General features: G+C 35.4%; 22 protein-coding genes. 8 read left to right on the top strand and 14 right to left on the bottom strand.

Features of this window, described 5'->3' with window-relative positions; genetic code table 11:
* The first annotated feature begins 37 nt into the window (after positions 1-37).
* The 3 genes from HIPMA_RS09810 (at position 38) to HIPMA_RS03785 (ending at position 2,604) form a co-directional block, all read left to right on the top strand.
* Positions 38-244, top strand: a complete 207-nt coding sequence (locus tag HIPMA_RS09810) for a type IV pilin protein (RefSeq protein ID WP_013681748.1) — start codon at positions 38-40, stop codon at positions 242-244.
* A gap of 18 nt (positions 245-262) precedes the next feature.
* Positions 263-586, top strand: coding sequence for a hypothetical protein (locus HIPMA_RS03790; RefSeq protein WP_013681747.1), 324 nt, complete (start codon positions 263-265; stop codon positions 584-586).
* 341 nt (positions 587-927) lie between these two features.
* The gene (locus tag HIPMA_RS03785; RefSeq protein ID WP_169309466.1) at positions 928-2,604 is read left to right on the top strand and encodes an O-antigen ligase family protein; all 1,677 of its coding nucleotides are present in this window, start codon (positions 928-930) and stop codon (positions 2,602-2,604) included.
* An 89-nt stretch (positions 2,605-2,693) separates the two neighbouring features.
* Here the strand turns inward: HIPMA_RS03785 and HIPMA_RS03780 are convergent, their stop codons facing one another.
* The 5 genes from HIPMA_RS03780 to HIPMA_RS03760 form a co-directional block, all read right to left on the bottom strand.
* A complete protein-coding gene (locus tag HIPMA_RS03780) occupies positions 2,694-3,119 on the bottom strand; it encodes a type II toxin-antitoxin system VapC family toxin (protein ID WP_013681745.1) in 426 nt (141 codons plus the stop codon).
* A complete protein-coding gene (locus HIPMA_RS03775; protein ID WP_148226558.1) occupies positions 3,116-3,433 on the bottom strand; it encodes a hypothetical protein in 318 nt (105 codons plus the stop codon). The genes HIPMA_RS03780 and HIPMA_RS03775 overlap by 4 nt, the downstream gene beginning before the upstream one ends.
* A gap of 178 nt (positions 3,434-3,611) precedes the next feature.
* Positions 3,612-4,496, bottom strand: coding sequence for an ABC transporter ATP-binding protein (locus HIPMA_RS03770; RefSeq protein ID WP_013681743.1), 885 nt, complete (start codon positions 4,494-4,496; stop codon positions 3,612-3,614).
* Positions 4,487-5,371 (bottom strand): tetratricopeptide repeat protein, encoded by an 885-nt coding sequence (locus HIPMA_RS03765; RefSeq protein ID WP_013681742.1) that lies wholly within the window; start codon positions 5,369-5,371, stop codon positions 4,487-4,489. Before HIPMA_RS03765 ends, HIPMA_RS03770 begins: the two co-directional genes overlap by 10 nt.
* Complete coding sequence (locus tag HIPMA_RS03760) at positions 5,368-6,156, bottom strand: ABC transporter permease (RefSeq protein WP_013681741.1); 789 nt, start codon at positions 6,154-6,156, stop codon at positions 5,368-5,370. The genes HIPMA_RS03765 and HIPMA_RS03760 overlap by 4 nt, the downstream gene beginning before the upstream one ends.
* A 147-nt stretch (positions 6,157-6,303) precedes the next feature.
* On the opposite strand from HIPMA_RS03760, the gene HIPMA_RS03755 reads away from it, so the two are divergent.
* Genes HIPMA_RS03755 through HIPMA_RS03735 form a run of 5 tightly spaced genes read left to right on the top strand, consistent with a single transcriptional unit; the run spans position 6,304 to position 10,923 of the window.
* The gene (locus tag HIPMA_RS03755) at positions 6,304-7,098 is read left to right on the top strand and encodes a flagellar hook-basal body protein (RefSeq protein ID WP_013681740.1); all 795 of its coding nucleotides are present in this window, start codon (positions 6,304-6,306) and stop codon (positions 7,096-7,098) included.
* Between the two features lie 13 nt (positions 7,099-7,111).
* Positions 7,112-7,900 carry a flagellar basal-body rod protein FlgG gene (gene flgG / locus HIPMA_RS03750; RefSeq protein ID WP_013681739.1) on the top strand — a complete coding sequence of 263 codons (789 nt, stop codon included), beginning with the start codon at positions 7,112-7,114 and terminating at the stop codon, positions 7,898-7,900.
* Positions 7,863-8,750, top strand: coding sequence for a flagellar basal body P-ring formation chaperone FlgA (gene flgA / locus HIPMA_RS03745; RefSeq protein WP_013681738.1), 888 nt, complete (start codon positions 7,863-7,865; stop codon positions 8,748-8,750). Before flgG ends, flgA begins: the two co-directional genes overlap by 38 nt.
* The gene (locus tag HIPMA_RS03740; protein ID WP_013681737.1) at positions 8,747-9,298 is read left to right on the top strand and encodes a UbiX family flavin prenyltransferase; all 552 of its coding nucleotides are present in this window, start codon (positions 8,747-8,749) and stop codon (positions 9,296-9,298) included. Before flgA ends, HIPMA_RS03740 begins: the two co-directional genes overlap by 4 nt.
* Entirely contained in the window at positions 9,292-10,923 is a 1,632-nt protein-coding gene (locus tag HIPMA_RS03735) for an ABC1 kinase family protein (RefSeq protein ID WP_013681736.1), read from the top strand. Before HIPMA_RS03740 ends, HIPMA_RS03735 begins: the two co-directional genes overlap by 7 nt.
* Here the strand turns inward: HIPMA_RS03735 and HIPMA_RS03730 are convergent.
* The 9 genes from HIPMA_RS03730 to HIPMA_RS03690 form a co-directional block, all read right to left on the bottom strand.
* A complete protein-coding gene (locus HIPMA_RS03730) occupies positions 10,920-12,104 on the bottom strand; it encodes an HD-GYP domain-containing protein (protein ID WP_013681735.1) in 1,185 nt (394 codons plus the stop codon). The two genes, HIPMA_RS03735 and HIPMA_RS03730, sit on opposite strands and share 4 nt — an antisense overlap.
* A 1-nt stretch (position 12,105) precedes the next feature.
* Positions 12,106-12,498 carry a PadR family transcriptional regulator gene (locus HIPMA_RS03725; RefSeq protein WP_013681734.1) on the bottom strand — a complete coding sequence of 131 codons (393 nt, stop codon included), beginning with the start codon at positions 12,496-12,498 and terminating at the stop codon, positions 12,106-12,108.
* Between the two features lie 88 nt (positions 12,499-12,586).
* Entirely contained in the window at positions 12,587-13,438 is an 852-nt protein-coding gene (gene truB / locus HIPMA_RS03720) for a tRNA pseudouridine(55) synthase TruB (RefSeq protein ID WP_013681733.1), read from the bottom strand.
* The gene (locus tag HIPMA_RS03715; protein WP_013681732.1) at positions 13,428-14,390 is read right to left on the bottom strand and encodes a DHH family phosphoesterase; all 963 of its coding nucleotides are present in this window, start codon (positions 14,388-14,390) and stop codon (positions 13,428-13,430) included. The genes truB and HIPMA_RS03715 overlap by 11 nt, the downstream gene beginning before the upstream one ends.
* A complete protein-coding gene (rbfA, locus tag HIPMA_RS03710) occupies positions 14,350-14,751 on the bottom strand; it encodes a 30S ribosome-binding factor RbfA (protein WP_013681731.1) in 402 nt (133 codons plus the stop codon). Before rbfA ends, HIPMA_RS03715 begins: the two co-directional genes overlap by 41 nt.
* The gene (locus tag HIPMA_RS03705; RefSeq protein ID WP_041323959.1) at positions 14,748-15,029 is read right to left on the bottom strand and encodes a DUF503 domain-containing protein; all 282 of its coding nucleotides are present in this window, start codon (positions 15,027-15,029) and stop codon (positions 14,748-14,750) included. The genes rbfA and HIPMA_RS03705 overlap by 4 nt, the downstream gene beginning before the upstream one ends.
* Positions 15,026-17,167 carry a translation initiation factor IF-2 gene (infB, locus tag HIPMA_RS03700; protein WP_013681729.1) on the bottom strand — a complete coding sequence of 714 codons (2,142 nt, stop codon included), beginning with the start codon at positions 17,165-17,167 and terminating at the stop codon, positions 15,026-15,028. The genes HIPMA_RS03705 and infB overlap by 4 nt, the downstream gene beginning before the upstream one ends.
* Positions 17,164-18,246, bottom strand: coding sequence for a transcription termination factor NusA (gene nusA / locus HIPMA_RS03695; RefSeq protein ID WP_013681728.1), 1,083 nt, complete (start codon positions 18,244-18,246; stop codon positions 17,164-17,166). The genes infB and nusA overlap by 4 nt, the downstream gene beginning before the upstream one ends.
* Before the next feature lie 10 nt (positions 18,247-18,256).
* On the bottom strand, positions 18,257-18,679 hold the full coding sequence (locus tag HIPMA_RS03690) for a ribosome maturation factor RimP (protein ID WP_013681727.1): 423 nt from the start codon (positions 18,677-18,679) through the stop codon (positions 18,257-18,259).
* Positions 18,680-18,687: the final 8 nt, after the last annotated feature.

Here is an 18,687-nt window from a genome sequence, read left to right as displayed (position 1 = left end):
AACTTAGGCTAAAAGAAAGAGAAAAGGAGGTTAAGGTATGAGGGAATTTAGAAACAAAAAGGGTTTTACACTCATTGAGTTGCTCGTTGTTGTAGCAATTATTGCAATCTTGGCAGCTATAGCAATACCGCAGTATGCGAAGTATAGAAGGAGTGCTCAAGATTCAGCAGCATTAAGCGATTTGAAAACCATTCAAACAACAGCAGAGGCATATTACGCAGATAATATGCATTATCCATATTAATTCAAGGAGGCGATTATTATGAAAAAAATATTAGCACTGTTTATGAGTGTTTGTTCTATGGCGTTTTTTGCTTCTGGAGTTTATGCTTTTACACTAGGAGGAACTGATACTACAGATATTAATCTTTCCGCAAATGTTGAAGCTGGTTATTACGGCGGAGGGGATGGTTCTCTTTACATAGCTGATACATATAACCCTAAAGGAAACGGCAAAGTATATGGAACTGGAAGCGCATATAGCAAGATATATTATACCACCACTACTAGTAATTTCGTGTCTGGCTCTAATGCAAGCGGTTTATCTAGCGTAAATTTCAGCGGGTGGAGCACTTTAGGTGAATAAGCTAATACTTTAATTAAATTTAAATCTAAGCCGGTAGAATTATGAAATTCACCGGCTTTTTTGATTTGTAATATAGATATTAATCAGTAATGAAAATAAGGAAGAGTGGTATATATCTTTTTTTTATATTGTTCTTTTTTTCTTTAACTTTTACCACAAGCTCTTACCTGTTTTTTAAATTAAGCCTTAAATTTCATATCATCTCCATCTTTTCTTTCGTTGCATTCTTTTATTTTTTTATGATAAAACAGATTTGCTTTTCTTGCTTATCACTTTTTATTCTAATTTTTCTAATATACTCCTTTTTTGATACATATTTTGGCTACTATAAACTCGATGGTATGCTTTTTCTCTATTTTCTTTTTATTTTATATATAGTTTTTATATTTTTTGAACAATCTGACTTATGTTTAAAAATCACAAACACAAACCATAAAAAAAACAAAACCTTTTGGCATCCTATTTTTGACAATCCTATTATTGGAGGTATCTTTTTAATTTCTTTCATTGATGCAGCTTATAGTTATTTTGAATTTTGCTTAAAATCGCTTAATTTTTTTGGACAAAAGATTGTTCCATATTTTATACTTATAACACCGGTTCACTCAATCGGCGGTTTTCTATATCAACCCAACCTAAACTCGCTTTTGATAAATACAGGGTTAATAATTACAGCTTTCTGGACAGTAAAACAAACAGATAAGAAAACCTTCCTTAAACTACTCATAATATACGTCTTTTTCACATTTGCCGCGGCACTCACATCATCAAGAGCAGGTTTGCTTGCCGTTTTGTCTGTTTTTATATTCATCTTTATACATAAACGATTTTTTAGCCCTGATATGCCAAAAAAAGAAAAATACACGCTAATCATGCTGTTTGTTACATACATAGCTGTATTCTTCTTTAACAGATATTCACCTTTTGTCAAGTTTGCCCACCAAGGTATGATTGGAGATAGCTCTGTTGATCAGCGTCTTATGATCTGGCTTGCAACAATATTGCTGTGGCTTAAGCACCCATTTTTCGGCACAGGCCTTGAAACATTCAAATTTTTAAATGACCCCTATCAAATAGTATCCTGCAAAATACTGAAATTTCCTTCTGATATTATTGGCAATTTTACATGGGCACACAACGAACCTATTCAAATTCTTGAAGAACTCGGTATTTTTGCTTTTTTGAGCATCGTCTTTATGACTATATTTTATTATATCAAAGTATTGAAAAAAGAAAAAAACATAGAAAACCTTTTAATTCCATCATTGATTTTGGTTTTTATCGTTCAGGCAGGTCTATCTTGGCCATTGCGTCACCCGGCTTTGCTTACCTTGTTTTTTATTATCCTGGCTTTGGCGGATAAAAGCAGGTTTTTTACACTTAAAGGTTTTTCAAAGAATATCTTTATTATAATACTATTTATAGTTTATATTTTATCAACAATATATCTATTTCCTCACATAAAAAATGATGTTTATTTTACATTCAAAATACCAAAAACAAAGCAAATAGATAAAAAACTGGATCTGCTTTACAAAGCCTCGCAGGATGATTACCTTTTTTGGATAGCATCTTCTCGCTTTATTTATAAAGCTGTTCCCTATTATCTGAAAATTACAACAGGAATAAACCACATACCCCTAATAAAAGAGGATATTAAAATCATAAAAATGACGACAAAAGATAAAAAAGAGGCGGAAAAATTAAAGAAAGAAATTTTGCAAGAGGCAAAAAAGTTAGAAAAGCTCCATAAAATCTGGCTAAGTGAATATTATCTTGCATTGGCATATCTGTTTGACGATAATTTAAAAGAAGCAAAACTTCATGCAAATAAAGCAATAGAAATGAATCCTAATCCTCCATATCTCTGGAATCTATTACATTTTATAAATGTAAAATATGCATCTTTAAAAACCGGAAAACCAATATCCACATTTTTGCCTTCCAAAAAGGAAGTTGAGGAATTTCAAAAACAATTTAGACTTATGACTGAAAAAATTAAAAAAGATCAAAAATAAACTTATTTTTTACTCAACCAGCCCAAAAAACACCAAATACTCCTTTTGCACTCCATAGGTTGAAAAATTGCTTTTCAACTAAATTCTATTTATTGCTTACAATATTTCTCATAAAAGTCTTTAGAACTCAAGGTCAAAATATCAGGACTGTAAAAGTCATTATCATTTGAAATTATCAAATCACACTTTTCCTTTTTAGCTAAAACATATTGCAAAGCATCCTCAAAATCTTTATAGTTCTTATAATTCAACATCAACTCACAAACTTCCTCTATTACAGTATTAGAAAAGTCTATAATTTTCAAAGTCTTGATCATATTCTGGATGTTTAAAAGAGCCTGTAATTTATCTCTTTTAGACTCTATGTAATAAATAGTTGTAATTAAATCACAGCTTGTAAAAATCTCACTTCTTGTTTTTAAGAGATATTCATATGTGGCCACACTGAACCTATGCATTGGTCTATCAGCATTAAAAATGTCTATAAAAATATTCGCATCAACAAAAACTTTCACTCGCTCATACCTTTCACTTTTTGCAATATTTTAGGATCATCTTTGTCAAATTGCTCTAAAAATGGATTTTTTCTATCTGATAGTTTAATCATATTTCTAAAAGCTTTCAATTTCTCTTCTGTTTCTTTATCACTTTTCTCTTCCAAAAACTTCTTAAATTCCATGGCAAGCTTTGCGGAAATAAAAACCCCTTTTAATTTTTTGCTTTTTTTATCCTCAATCTCAATATAATCAAACTCATTCAATTTATTTAAATTGCTTATTAAATCTTTAACCCCCATTTTTGCCGTAATCATTTTTTTCTCCCTTTTCATTTTTATTTATTATATTCTTTCATAGAATAAAATCAACATTAAATATTTAATATTTTGCAAACAAAACCATATCTACAATCTTTCAACACCCGATGTATTTATTCATCAAGACAAAGCAAACACTATAAAATCAGGCAAGATTGAAAAAATTAAAAAACCAATCAAGAATAACTTTTTCCTATTTAATTAATTCAACAAACACCTCTTCTAAATCCTTCTTCACAGGCTCAATGTCAACAATTTTTACATTATAGCTTTCAATTCGCTTTAGTACCGCTATTAATTCATCTTTTTTGCTCTCAATGGAGTATAAATTCCCTGATATTTTTGCGCAATTTAGCTCATCAATACATCTGTCTATTATCACATTAAACCCTGTTGTAGTCATAAATTTAATCTCTTCCCTTGTGAGACTTTTTATTGCTTTTCCCTTGTTGACAATTAGAACCCTTGAGCAGATGTCTTCAATGTCTGGTATAATATGAGAGCTAAAAAATATGGTTACGCCCTTTTCGTTTAACTCCTTCATCTTATTTTTGAACAATATCCTTCCTATCGGGTCAAGACCGCTCATCGGCTCGTCCAATATCAGAATTTGTGGTTCATGGATTAACGCGGCAGCAAAGCCCACCCGCTGAATCATACCTTTACTGTACTTTCTAATAGGTCTTTTTGCCGCTTCCTTTAAACCAAACTCCTCAAGCAACTGCCACGCCTTTTTGGAAGCCTGTTTTTTATCTATACCAAATACAGAAGCCGTAAAAATCAACAGGTCAAACCCAGTTAATGTGTCGAAATATTGGGGATTTTCAGGCATAAAACCGATATTTTTTTTAGCTTCAGGGTTTCTTGAATCAACTCCAGCTATTTCAACACTGCCACTATCTGCTCTAATCAAGTCCATCATGATCTTTATCGTGGTGCTTTTGCCTGCGCCATTTGGACCTAAAAATCCCAAAATCTCACCCTGTTCTATCTCAAAACTCATACCGTTTAATGCTTTAAATCTCTTGGTTTTTAGCCTGAATGTTTTTTCCAGACTGTTAACTCTTATCAGTGCCATTTTTTCTCCTTCTGTTTTTTGAATACGAAATTACTTGTCGTTTTTACCCTGCCATCTTTGTCTATGTAATAAATCCCTCCGTATGGGTCTTTTGGAATTTTTTTCAAAAATCCATACTTTAGAAGCACTTTTATATCTTTTGGATTTCTGTGAAACTTCTGCCTGAAGGCTTTTACTGCTCTTTCTATTTCATATATACCCTCAAGCGCTTTTAACCTTATCTCATACACCTTTTTTATACTCTTCTTGCGCGTTATCTTTATCATAGTTTTTAGGTAGTTTATCGCAAGGGCAGTTTGACCACCCTCATAAAAATACCTCGCCGCTAAATTGGTAAACAAAGAGGAACCTGAGATTTCAGAGGCTATTTTGTAATAATAGGCGGCTTTTTTATAGTCTTTTAGAAAATAAGCGTAGTTGAATCCTAAAAAAAACGGAACTTTAAAATCCCATGTTCTATATTTCATGACATACTTAAGCAGTCTGTTTGTGGCCTTTACATGTCCAACATCCCAACTAAAGGTAGCCTGAGCAAAATAGTAAGCATCCTCATTATAAGGATTAAGCAGAATCGATGTCTCTATAGTTCTATAAAGGTTGTAATACTCAATCTTTCTAAACTGCCTCTTTCTAATAAAATCCACCTTGTCGCCGTAGTAAATAATAGACTTAAAAGACAGATATTCGCCCACAAACCACCTGAATTCACCAAGAATTATCTTGTAAAATTTTCCGTGGGGGGTGTATCCAAGTTTCTCAAACAAAGGTCGTTTAAGCATGTCGTTCCGAAAAGTTGGAGCAAAAACAGCATATAAAACCAATAGAGCAGTGAAAACTATGTAAGTAAAGTATCCAGACAAGCCTTTAAGTTTCATGTTAGATCCCTTTTAGAAAATATCATAATCGCAAGTGTCATGATAATGGCAAAATAGATTGCAAAATAAACCAAAGTTATTAGCAAACTCTTTTGTGATATATGCAAAGCATAGGCAGCGTTGGCCGTAAAATCAAAAGCAGAAAAGTTTGGCAAGATATAATAGATAAACTTTATCGTGGTTTTTACCAAGCTTGATACATCCGATGAGCTTTTTAAGATATAATCATACACGCCCTGAATGGAATTTCCAGCTAAATACATGAGAATTGTGGAGAATATTGGAGTAAAGAAGGATGTGGAGAAAGACGCAAAAAGGAAACCAAAAGCCAAAATCAAGATATATTTCAAAAGGGAAAAATAGTAAGCGCAAAATATGTTAAACCAAACGATAGGAAGGCTTGATTTATAGAAACTTGCGGAAATTTTTATAGCCACTATGCCGAGCAGGAAATCTATTGTCGTTATCATTAGCATTATAACCGCAAAACCTGTGAATCTGCCAACAACATAGGATGATCTTTTAACGGGCAAACTCAAGAGCGTGAATGTGTATTTCCTTTCTATATCGCGCCATATTGTATACACTCCTCCAAAAATCGAAAGAACAAGTAATATAAAGGAATTTAGAGTTATAGACATGGTTATGGATATCTCTTGCAGTTGCCTCATGGAAAAATAACTGAAAATAGGTATAAACGCATATACCAAAATCAAAGAACTAATTAACAAGAATAACCTATCCTTCAAAACAGTCTTTAGCGTAAAGCTAACAAACCTAATCATTCCACCTCCCCGTTATTAAAAAAACACTTAAACACCCAATTAGAACCTATAAGGCAATTTTCAGAATAATTATAATTCCAAAACACACAATAGACAAGCTCATTAAAAGGAACACCGTTTGCTAAATATACAGCGGGAGGTGAAAAAATGTTTAGTGGTGTTTATGATGCTGCAGGTGGTATGGTAATAGAAATGCAAAGAGTTAATAACATTACAAATAACATAGCAAACCTCAACACCCCAGGTTTTAAAAAAGAAGGCATAAATGTTAAGAGCTGGTCAAGAATTTGGGGTATGGCTAATGCAAATCTACCTATACCTCCAGATACCCAAGCAGCAGCGAATTTCATTAACGAAACAAAAAACTCAACCCCACATCTGGATACAAATTACATAGACTTTTCCCAAGGCCCCTTAAGACACACGGGAAATAAATTAGATTTTGCATTGGAGGGCAAAGGATTTTTTTTGGTTTTAGCACCTAAAGGCATACAATACACAAGAAACGGCCAATTCGAAATAAACAAAGATGGAATATTAATTCAAAGGGGCACCGGATATCCGGTAGTTGGTGAAAACTATCTTATAAACCACAAGCTAATAAAAATCACTGGCAAAACAATCCTCATAAAAAACGACGGAGAGGTGTATTCAGATGGTGTAAGAATAGATAAATTAGCAATAAGAGACTTTGCCAACTACACGAACCTAAAAAAAGAGCCAAACAGCATGTTTAGCCCTATAAACGGAGAGTCTCCTATACCAGCACCAAATACATTTTTAAAAGAAGGCTATCTTGAGATGAGTAATGTAACCATAGTGAATGAAATGGTAAAACTCATAGAATCACAGAGAAATTTTGAACGATATCAAAGGGTTATAGATTCATTAGGCAATGAGCTACTCTCAGATATTGCAAGAAACCTAAGCAAAGTAGGATAATTGGAGGTAAATAATGATTAGGTCTTTATGGACTGCCGCAACAGGCATGGAGGCGCAACAATTAAATGTGGATACAATTGCAAACAATCTGGCAAACGTAAACACTGTTGGATTTAAGCGCAGCAGAGCCGATTTTGAGGATTTGTTATACCAGATGGTAAGGCAACCCGGAGTAGCATCTACAGCAAACACCGTAGAACCAACAGGAATTCAAATAGGATTGGGTGTAAAACCTGCCGCTGTTGTAAAAAATTTCTCTCAAGGAAATTTCAAAGAGACAGGAAACCCTTTGGATATAGCCATAGCTGGGCATGGTTTTTTCCAAATTCAAATGCCTGATGGCACTACAGCCTACACAAGAAGCGGCGCATTCAAGATAGACAACAATGGAAGAATAGTAAACAGTGAGGGCTACCCACTCATACCCCAAATAACGATACCAAACGACACCGTAGCCATAAACATAGGAAACGACGGAACTGTGTCGGTACTTGAGGCAGGTCAACAAACCCCCAGCCAGATAGGCCAGATACAGCTTGCCTATTTTGTCAACCCAGCAGGACTAAAAGCCATAGGGCACAACCTATACCAGGAAACAACGGCATCAGGTACAGCTACAGTTGATAATCCAGGTTCAAACGGCTTAGGCACGCTTGAACAGGGCGTTTTGGAGATGAGCAACGTCAGTGTTGTTCAAGAAATGGTTGAAATGATAGCAGCCCAAAGGGCGTATGAAACCAATGCAAAGGCCATACAAACCTCAGATGAGATGCTACAAACTGCTAATAACGTTAAGCGTTAGCCTCATACTGCTTTTATCAGGCTATAGCTTTGGTTGCGATGTAGTTTTAAGACAAACTGCAGTTGTAAGCTCATCTACAATTACACTAAAGGATATATCTTCATCATGTCCTGAAAAATACGCAAATATTCAGCTTGGCGCCTCACCTTACATAAACAACTCAATAACTCTAACCAAACCCTACATAGCTGCTATTTTAAAACGTAATGGCGTAAATTTAAAATTATGCGGCTCAACTAAAATAAAGATTTACTCGAAAGCATTCCTTCTAACAAAAAATAAAATATCGAATTTAATTAAAAGAAAAGACCTGGTTTTTATAACGCCACTACCAATGAAATTTAAACTCTATCCATATAACCTAAGACTACTATCCCAAACAAAAAAAGGAAACATAATTATCTTTAAGATAGCACTCCTGAAAAACAACAAAATCTTTAAAAAAATATCCATAACGGCAAAATGTAGCTCAAAAGGGACTTTAATTCCAGTAGCAGCAAAAGACATAGAGTCAGGCAGCATAATAACACCAGATGATATAACCTTCAAAACTTCAGACAGGGTTTTATCTACCTATTTAACCAATAAACCATCCATAATAAATAGAGTTGCTATATCTTTTATTAAAAAGGGCTCCCCTTTCACACTATCAAATACAAAGAGATTCAGACCTGTAAAAGTAGGAGATATAGTCAAGGTTATGGTAATATCAGGCAACATAGTAATAAGAACCACAGCAAAAGCATTGCGTGGTGGATATAAAGATGAGATAATACCCATCATGTATTTAAGTTCGAAAAGGGTTTTTCCGGCAAAAATCATTGGGAAAAAGGAAGTCTTAGTGCAATGAAGATAGCTGTATGTATTAGTGGGGCAAGCGGAGCTATTTATGCAAAGAGATTGATAGAAAACCTCAAGGAACACGAGCTTTTTATTGTAATATCAGAGATAGCAAAAAAAATTTTCAAAGATGAGATCGGAATTGAGTTTGACGAGTTTATGATAAATTTTAAAGCCAAAATATACGACAATAAAGATTTTTCCTCGCCACTTGCTAGCGGCTCTTTTAAGATAGACGCATGTGTTGTTGTGCCATGTTCTGTTAAAAGTTTATCGGCTATCGCAAGTGGGTATGCGGAAAACTTAATAAGTAGATGTGCTGATGTCTGTATAAAGGAAAAAAGGAAACTTATTCTGCTTGTTAGAGAAATGCCCTTTTCTTCTATTCATCTTGAGAATATGCTTAAACTTTCAAATCTGGGTGTAACAATAATGCCACCCTGCCCCGGCTTTTATTACAAGCCAAAAACAATAGAAGACCTTGTTGATTTTGTTGTAGGACGTATACTCGATCAACTATCAATAGAAAACAACCTATTTAAAAGGTGGGGATGGTAAAAAGAAGCGCAGCCATTAAAGGTATAAAAAGGTTAAATCAAATAGGGTTTATCTTAGCAAGATACGGCCTTGGTGAATTGTTAGAATGGACACGTATAAGAAAATCAAAGAAGTTAGATGAGTTTACCGTAGCCCAAAGATTCAGAAGGCTTTTAGAGGATTTAGGTCCTACATTTATAAAATTTGGTCAACTTTTGAGTACTCAAGAAGGCATATTGCCATTATCGTTCATAGAGGAGCTAAAAAAACTCCAGGATGATGTTGAGCCGTTTGGTTTTAAGGATGTAAAAAGAATAATAGAAAAAGAGCTTGGTAAAAGGTTAGAGGAGATATTTGACGAGTTTGAAGAAAAACCAGAAGCAAGCGCCTCATTGGGGCAAGTACATAAAGCAAAACTAAAAAATGGCAACTATGTTGCCATAAAGATACAAAGGCCGGGCATTGAGGAGATCATATCCTCAGATATGTTCCTTCTAAGACAGCTGGGCGCTCTAATATCAAAGAGGATCAGGCAGCTATTCCATTTCGATATAATGCCCTTGATCAATGAGTTTGACAAAACGATCCACAGGGAAATGGATTATGAGGTGGAGGCTCACTACATAGAGGTCTTTAAAAAGAACCTATCAAAGTTTGATTATGTATATGTGCCGGATGTCTATTGGGAGTTTACAACACAAAAAATAATAACAATGGAATATATTTTTGGTTATAAAGCAACGAACAAACAGCTACTGATAGATAAAGGCTTTGATTTGTCAAAAATGGCAACCAAAGGTGCAAAGGTATTTTGGTATCAAATATTCGATGTTGGCCTGTTTCATGCCGACCCGCACCCCGGTAATATAATTATAATGGAAGATGGAAGAATATGCTATATAGACTACGGGATGGTTGGTAAAATCAATGACGATGATAAAATGGCCTTGATAGAAATGATCTCAGGTTTCATTGAAAAAGATGTAGACAGAATAATATATTCAATTGATAATTTTACAAGCACTAAAGAAGCTATAAATGAACAAGAGCTAAAAAACGACATAGATGAACTCATAGAAATGTATCATTCACTACCCCTAAAAAGAATGAATCTATCCCGTATGCTTAGAGAGATATTCTCAATTCTAAGAAAACATGGAATTTTGATTAAAAGAAGCTCATCAAGGCTTTTAAGGGCTATTATCATAGCAGATGGTGTGGGGCGAGACTTCAACCCAGATTTCAACTTCGTAGAGATAGCCGCTCCCTATTTCAAACGTTTCGCAAAAAAATTCTACTCACCATTAAATATAATTAAAGTTCTTCTGCGCCCCAATCCAGACTACATTATGGCGGCAAAGAAACTACCATCAACAGCCAAACATTTGATGGACAGCTTACAGAAGGGATCCATAAAAGTAGAGGTTGAAGTTGAAGAATTTCCACGATTAATTGACACTTTTAGGCATGTAGCACGCCAAATAGGCATAAGCCTTATTATAAGTTCAATTGTTATAGGTATGTCTATTTTGTTGTCTTACAAGATAGGCCCAAATTTCCATTCAATTCCAGTTGTATTAATAATAAGTATAGTAATTATTATAGTTTTAGCACTTGGTATAATAGATGCAGAAAAGAAGCTTTAAACAATTATACCACTGATGTTTATGTGCTGATTTGTGGATAAATCTATCTCAAATGGTTCTATTCTTTTACGCCTGTCATCAAACATAACCCTAATAACAGGCCGCGATAGATTATCTTCGTTTATTTTTGAAACTATACCTATATAATTTTTAAACCTTCCTGTAGAGATAATCACAGTAGTCCCGAGGGGATAAGCCGGTATAATTTCAAACATCATTTTCAAAACTTCTCTGTTTATATGGGTCCCAGCCATCCTTTTCATAATAAAAAATGCCTGGTCTGGAGTATAAGCGCTTCTGTATACCCTTGGAGACACAAGTGCATCATAAACATTAGCCGCATAAACTATCTCAGCAAGAGGCATTATATAACCCTTTTTTATCTCCTTTTTAGGCAAAGGCATGGTGTTATCACCCTTTAACCCCCTCGGGTAGCCCTGGCCGTTTTGTTGCTCATGGTGCTGATAGACTATGTGTGCAGCTATTATGCCTATATCTGCTATATCTTTAAGTGTAATATACCCGAGTGTAGGATGGGTTTTTATCAGTTCAAACTCTTCTTTAGTCAATCTCCTTGGCTCTTCATATAAGCTTTTATTAATAAGTAATCTGCCTATATCATGAAGGAGCGCTCCCTTTGCAAGTTCTGTAAGCTTGCTCCTGTCATATAAAAATTTATCAGCAATAGCAACAGATAAGACAGTAACATCCACACAATGCTTAAAGGTAAAATCACTATGGCGTTTAAAACTTACAAGCCCACTTAAAATTTTATTATCTAAAACCTCATCAACTATCTGGTATGACATAGCAGCTATATTCTTTGTTAGCCTTGAATTAACCAGCTTTTCCTTTATTCTACCTTTTTCTATTTCTCTTTTTATTTCACTGACTGTAGTCTTTTTTAAACCTTTCATTTCGCTTATAGGCACACTAAAAAGTGCCCTTATGTGTTGAATAGCTTTTCTTCTTGTCTGTTCTTTAACATCATCTTCTACCACTATATCAGTAGTATCCGGATCTTCAATGAAAACTGTATCATACCCAAGCTTTTTAAGCTGATCTATATAAAATTGAGTAAGTTTGACGCCTCTATTCAAAAGAACGGTTCCGTTATCGCTTATTATAGCCCTACCAAGAACCATTCCAGGTTTTAAAGAATCGACACTCAGCCTATACATATTAGTTCTGCTTTTCCTCCTTAATTCGAGTGTAAGCCTTTAAGAAGCTGTTTATGCTGTCTTTTATATTCGAAAGCACCCTTACCCATTCATCAAGATTTGCCATACCTTTATCCGTTATTCTATAAATTCTCTTTGCTGCCCCTTTTTCCTTAACATTCCATCTTGAGTTCAACAGACCTTCTTTCTCCATATTCCTTAATGTTTTATAGACATAACCAAACTCATGGGTCTCGTATTTTACACCCATATCTTTTAATTTTTCAATCAATTCATATCCGTGAGCCTCTCCTTCTGCTAAAAACAGAAGCAAGAAAGCCCTTAAAAACCTTGGGGGCCTTTCTCCAGGATAATTTTTACACCAACCCTTTATCTTTACATTAACTTCACTCATACAGCACCCCCTCCCTTTTTTTATTTAAAATAATACCTTATGGTCGTAAAGTCAATAGGTAATTATCAAATAAGTTTTTGAAACTAATTTAAGTGAATATAACTCTATAAGAATAACCTTTATGGACTTTTTCTATAACGGCTACTGTTTCCTCTGAAGGCCCAACAATTTTATAAAAATCACTTTCCAATTCAAAGCATTTTAAAATCTTACAAATAGGAAAACCATTCTTTATTTTACTCATCATATTTAGTTCTACTACTATCTTTGGCATAAAAGACAAAGCTTTGGAAACTTCAAGCACATTTGGGTTATATACATCCCCAGCATCATCCACACTAAATGGATGGACATACAGTCTTCTTAAGCTACTTACAACACCACCTATGCCAAGTCTATTCCCTATGTCGTTAGCTAACGAACGAACATAAGTTCCCTTAGAGCAAGTTATCCTTAAAACAGCCCTGTTTTGTTTTACAGAAAGGATATCTATAGAGTGGATATAGACCTCCCTCTCTTTTACCTCTACAGATTCACCCTCTAAGGCATACCTATAAAGCCTTTTGCCATTAATTCTGACATTGGAAAATGGTGGTGGTTTCTGTTTAATTTTACCAACAAACTCTCCAATCACCTTATTAAGCTCATCGCCATCTATACTTTTAATTCCCCTATTTTCTAAAATTCTACCCCATATATCGTAAGTATCACTTCTTAAACCAAAACTAAATTCAGCCAAATAAACCTTATAACCATTTTCGAATATACTTAAAAGCTTTGTAGCCTGATTTGTAGCACATACAAGAAGTCCACTTGCCATTTTATCTAAAACACCAGCATGGCCTATTTTCTTTATTCCTGTAATTTTTCTTAGCTTTCTTATAACATCAAACGAGGTAATACCAGAAGGCTTATCTATCAATATTACACTATTTTTCATTTTCAAGGAACGAAAACGCCTCTATAACTTTTTTCTTTGCATCCTCAAGTTTTGCCTCTATTGAGCCACCCGCTGCATTCTTATGACCACCACCGTTAAAATGCACCGCAACATCACTAACATCTATATTACCCTTAGAGCGTATGCTTATTTTAAACTTATCAGGCTCGTCCTCTCTTAATAAAATACCAACTTCTACACCCCTGATGCTGCGGGCATAGTTTACAAACCCTTCCGTATTATCAGCCGTAGTATTGGTTTTTCTAAACATCTCCTGCGTTACATAAGCTATTGCAAGTCTTCCATCATAAAAGAGCTCAAGAGTCCCAAGAACAAGGCTCAAAAGCTTAAACGTTTCCAACTTTTCCGACTCATAAATATTGGATGCAACAAACCAGGGCTCCACTCCCCTTTCTAACAAGTCGGCAGCTATTCTAAATGTCTTGGGTTTTGTTGATGAGTATCTAAAAGACCCTGTATCAGTTAATATACTTAGATAAAGATATTCGGCTGTAGCTTTTGATATAGGAATATTAGAAATCGTTAATATATCCCAAACAAGACAACCAACTGCAGAAGCCTCAGGCTCAATTAAGTTTATATCACCAAAACCAGGATTGGTCTTGTGGTGATCTATGTTTATAAATAGTTTATCCTTAACATAACCATCACTCAAGCCACAACGGGATATCTCAGCCGTATCTACACTTATAACAACCTCAACATCTTTCGAGTTGCTTACAGGCTCAATAATTTCATAGTCCTTTAAGAAATCATAGGTGTAAGCGGGTTTGGTTGGATTTTCTACATAAACCTCTTTGCCCATCTCTTTAAGCGCTCTATATAAAGCCAAAGAAGAGCCAATAGCGTCGCCATCTGGATTCTTGTGGGATACAATTAAAAACGAACTTCTACTCTTCAGTATCTGACCTATCTTCTTTTTTATTTCCACTTTCTTCCTCTTCTATCTCTCTTAAAATAGAATCTATTTTAAATCCATAATTTATCGAAGCATCGTATTCAAAAATTAGTTTTGGCATATATTTCAACCTAACCTTAGTTGCAAGATTTTTCTTTATAAAACCCTTTGCAGACTCCAGTACATCGAGTGTATCCTTTTGGGTCATCTCAGTCATACTTGAGCTAACAAATATTTTTGCTATCCTCAAGTCCTTTGTCATTTCAACATCTGTAAGTGTTATGCTTCTCAGTTTTTCGTTGCCGCTCTCAAACTCAAGAATTTCAGAAACGGCCTTCTTTATTTGGCTTGCAACCCTATCTTTCCTTTTAAAGCTGCTATTCTTGCCAATCATAACACATCCCTTCTTACATCAATTATTTCACACTCAAAGTTGTGTTCCCAAAAATCCAGAATCTTATTAAGTACCACATCTACAAACTTGGAACTATTACTAACAACGGCAATGCCAATAGTAGCCATATTAAGCACATCGTTGTTGTCAACCTCAGCGACAGAAACGTTAAAGCTGTTTTTAGTCTTTTCAATAAGACTCCTAACAACACGCCTTTTATCCTTTAAAGAAAAACTATTATCTATCTTAAAATCCACTTCCATTACACCTACTATCACAGCTCCCTTTGAACCTTAACTATCTGGTAAACCTCTATTACATCGCCTTCTTTTACATCATTGAAACCCTCTATTCCAACGCCACATTCATAACCCTGGGCAACCTCACTAACATCCTCTTTAAAGCGTTTCAAAGAAGATATTCCACCTTCATGAATAATCACACCATCCCTTAGTATTCTCACATTTGCATTTCTTACAATCTTACCGTATGTTACATAACACCCAGCTACAACGCCAACCCTTGGCACCTTAAAGGTTTGTCTAACCTCAACCCTTCCAAGAATCTCCTCTTTCTCTTCAGGAGACAACAGACCTGACAATGATTTTTTAACATCATCAACTATTTCATAGATTACCTTGTATGTCCTAACCTCTACTTTCAGATCATTTGCAAGCTTCAAGGCTTCCTGAGTAGGTCTCACGTTAAAGCCTATAATAATAGCCCCTGATGCTTTGGCTAGGTTTATATCTGTTTTTGTTATAGCTCCAACAGCCGAGTGAATTACCTTGACTGTAACCTCATCCGTTGAAAGTTTTGAAAGGGCGTTTGTTATAGCTTCAACTGAACCATAAACATCGGTTTTTAAAATTATGGGTAATTCCCTAATTTCGCCACCCTCTATCTGTTCAAATATATTTTCAAGGCTTACCGTTTTCTGAGATAGCAGTGTCTGTTTTAACTCCTCTTGTCTTTTTTCAGCTATCTCTTTAGCTTTCTTTTCATCACTTACTGCAATTAAGGTATCTCCTGGTTCTGGAACACCATGAAGACCCAATATTTCTGCCGCAAAGGATGGGCCAACCTCCCTTACCTTCTTGCCCTTATCATCTACAAGAGCCCTCACCTTTCCATACTGGACACCAACAATAAAAGAATCACCCTGTCTTAATGTTCCCTCTTTAACAACCACTGTAGCAACAGGGCCTCTGTTCTTATCAAGTTTTGCCTCAACAACAACAGCCTTTGCTCTCTTATTGGAATTGGCCTTAAGCTCCATCATCTCAGCTTGCAGTAAAATTGCCTCAAGCAACTCATCTATCCCTATTTTTTTCTTAGCACTGACATTAACGAAAAGATTACTACCTCCCCATTCCTCTGGGACAACCCCGTAGTTTGAAAGTTCCTGCTTTACTCTCTCAGGATTAGCGTTTGGCTTATCTATTTTATTCACAGCAACTACTATAGGCACATTTGCCGCTTTTGCGTGATTTATTGCTTCTACTGTCTGTGGCATAACCCCGTCGTCTGCCGCAACCACCAAAACAACTATATCCGTAATCTGTGCGCCTCTTGCTCTCATTTCGGTAAATGCCTCATGCCCTGGCGTATCCAGAAAGGTAATGTATTTACCGTCAACCTTTACAGAATATGCAGCAATATGTTGGGTTATACCACCAGCTTCCCTTGAGGCAACATTTGTACTCTTTATAGCATCTAAAATTGATGTTTTACCGTGATCGACGTGTCCCATAACGGTAACAATCGGGGGACGCTCCTTTAGATCCTCTGGATTATCTTCAATTTCTAAAAGCTCCTCTTCAAGCTCTGAAGTAGACGTTTCTTCTTTTAGCTCAAAACCATATTCTTCTGCTATAAGCCTTGCAGCATCTTCCTCTATTATGTCGTTTTTTCTTGCCAAAACCCCCAACTCAAATAGTTTTGAAAGAATATCAGAAAAATCTACTCCAAGCTCACTTGCAAACTCAAATACAGTCATTCCCTTATGAAACTCTATTTCATTACTCTTTTCCTCAGGCTCCTCTTCCTTTGTAGCTTTTTTATATTTCTTTCTCTTTTTGAATTTCTGGGGTAGAGATTCCTCTATAAGTTCCTTTTTCCTATAAACGGCTTCTTTCTTTTTAGGTGATTTTTTAGTTTTTTCTTCCTCTACATCTTTATCTTCTGCATCTTTCTTTTTCTTTTTTCTCTTCTCATCCTTTTTTTTTGACTTTATTTCCTTAATTGCTTCTTTTTTGGCTTTATTCCATTCCTCTATAAACTTTTCAGCCTTGTCCTCCTCAACACCGCTGAAGTTACTTTTTACCTCTATACCCATATCGTTGAGCTTCTTTATTACTACATTACTTTTTGTATTTAATCTTCTCGCTATTTCATAAACCCTTATCTTTTTCATTGACTACCTCCATCATCCTCGTCAGCAACCTCACCGCCGACAATTTCACCTTCCTTGTCCGATATCTTGGCTATATCTATATTGTATCCGGTTAGTTTGGCTGCAAGCTTCGCGTTAACACCACCCTTACCTATAGCCATAGAATATTCCGCATCATCAACATAGACTTTAGCCTTTTTCAAATCCTCATCTATCTCAACCGATATCACCTTAGCAGGCGACATAGCATTTCTTATGTATATCGATGGGTCAGCACTCCATTTTATAACATCTATCTTCTCATCCCCCAACTCCCTAACGATAGCAGCAATCCTAACGCCCTTGGATCCAACGCATGTTCCTATAGGGTCTATCCTTGAGTCTTTTGAATAAACAGCAACCTTAGTCCTTCTTGATGGCTCTCTTGCTACAGCTTTTATCTCAACACTGCCCTCTCTAACTTCGGGTACCTCTTTTTTAAACAACTCCTTAACAAAGCCAGGATGTGTTCTGGATAGTATTAGTCTTACCTGTTTTGCTTCTTCTAAGACATCAAGCACATAGGCCTTTATATGTTCACCTACAACATACTTGTCATTTATACCTTGCTCTCTTTTGGGTAAAACACCTATTGCATTTTTAAAGTCCACTATAACATTATTATTTGAGCCTATACTCCAAACCTCACCAACAATTATTTTACCTATATACTCTTTGTATTCCTCATAAGCTTTATGTTTTTCTATATCCCGCAAGAGTTTTGTTATAACATTCTTAATCGTTGTTACTGCTATTCTACCCAAACTCTTTGCATCAACCTTTTCTTCTACATAATCACCCACTTTAGCGTCGGGTTTTATGGCTTTAGCCTCCTCTAAACTTATCTGGCTATCAAGCATCGGTTTTTCAACAACTTTTTTCTTCACATAAACATCAAATATTTCATTGTCCACATCTGTTTCTATTCTAACATCAGCTTCATCACCATATTTTTTTTGTATAGCTATCTTTAAGGCCTCCGCCAAATACTCAACAACCCTTTCCAAATCTATCTCATGTTCTTCCGAAATCTTCTTCGCTATCTGCAATATCTCGCTCACCGTTTACCTCCTAAATCTCGTCAATCCTTGCCTTTTTTATGTTGTCAAACTCTATCCTCACCCCTTCAATAACAATCTCATTGTCATTGCATTCTGTTAATATACCCTTAAAAACCTTTGAATTATCAACAGGAAAGTGTGTATGCACAACACATTTTTTTCCGATGGCAGCCATAAAATGCTCTTTGGTTTTTAATTTTCTATTTATACCAGGGCTTGAAACCTCAAGCGTATAACTACCACTAAAAGGATCCTTGACATCCAAAAGTGCAGATATGTTTCTGCTGGCCAATTCGCAGTCGTCTATTGAAACACCTCCAGGTTTGTCTATGTATATAGTAATTTTCTTTTGGGTTAGTTCTATGTCATACACACTATAGCCCAGCGACTCAACGACCACAAAAATATCCTCTTTCAACTCCTCGCTCAGCATCTTTTTAC

The organism is Hippea maritima DSM 10411 (assembly GCF_000194135.1).
GTDB classification, from domain to species: Bacteria; Campylobacterota_A; Desulfurellia; order Desulfurellales; family Hippeaceae; genus Hippea; species Hippea maritima.
This window is presented reverse-complemented; position numbering and strand designations above follow the sequence as displayed.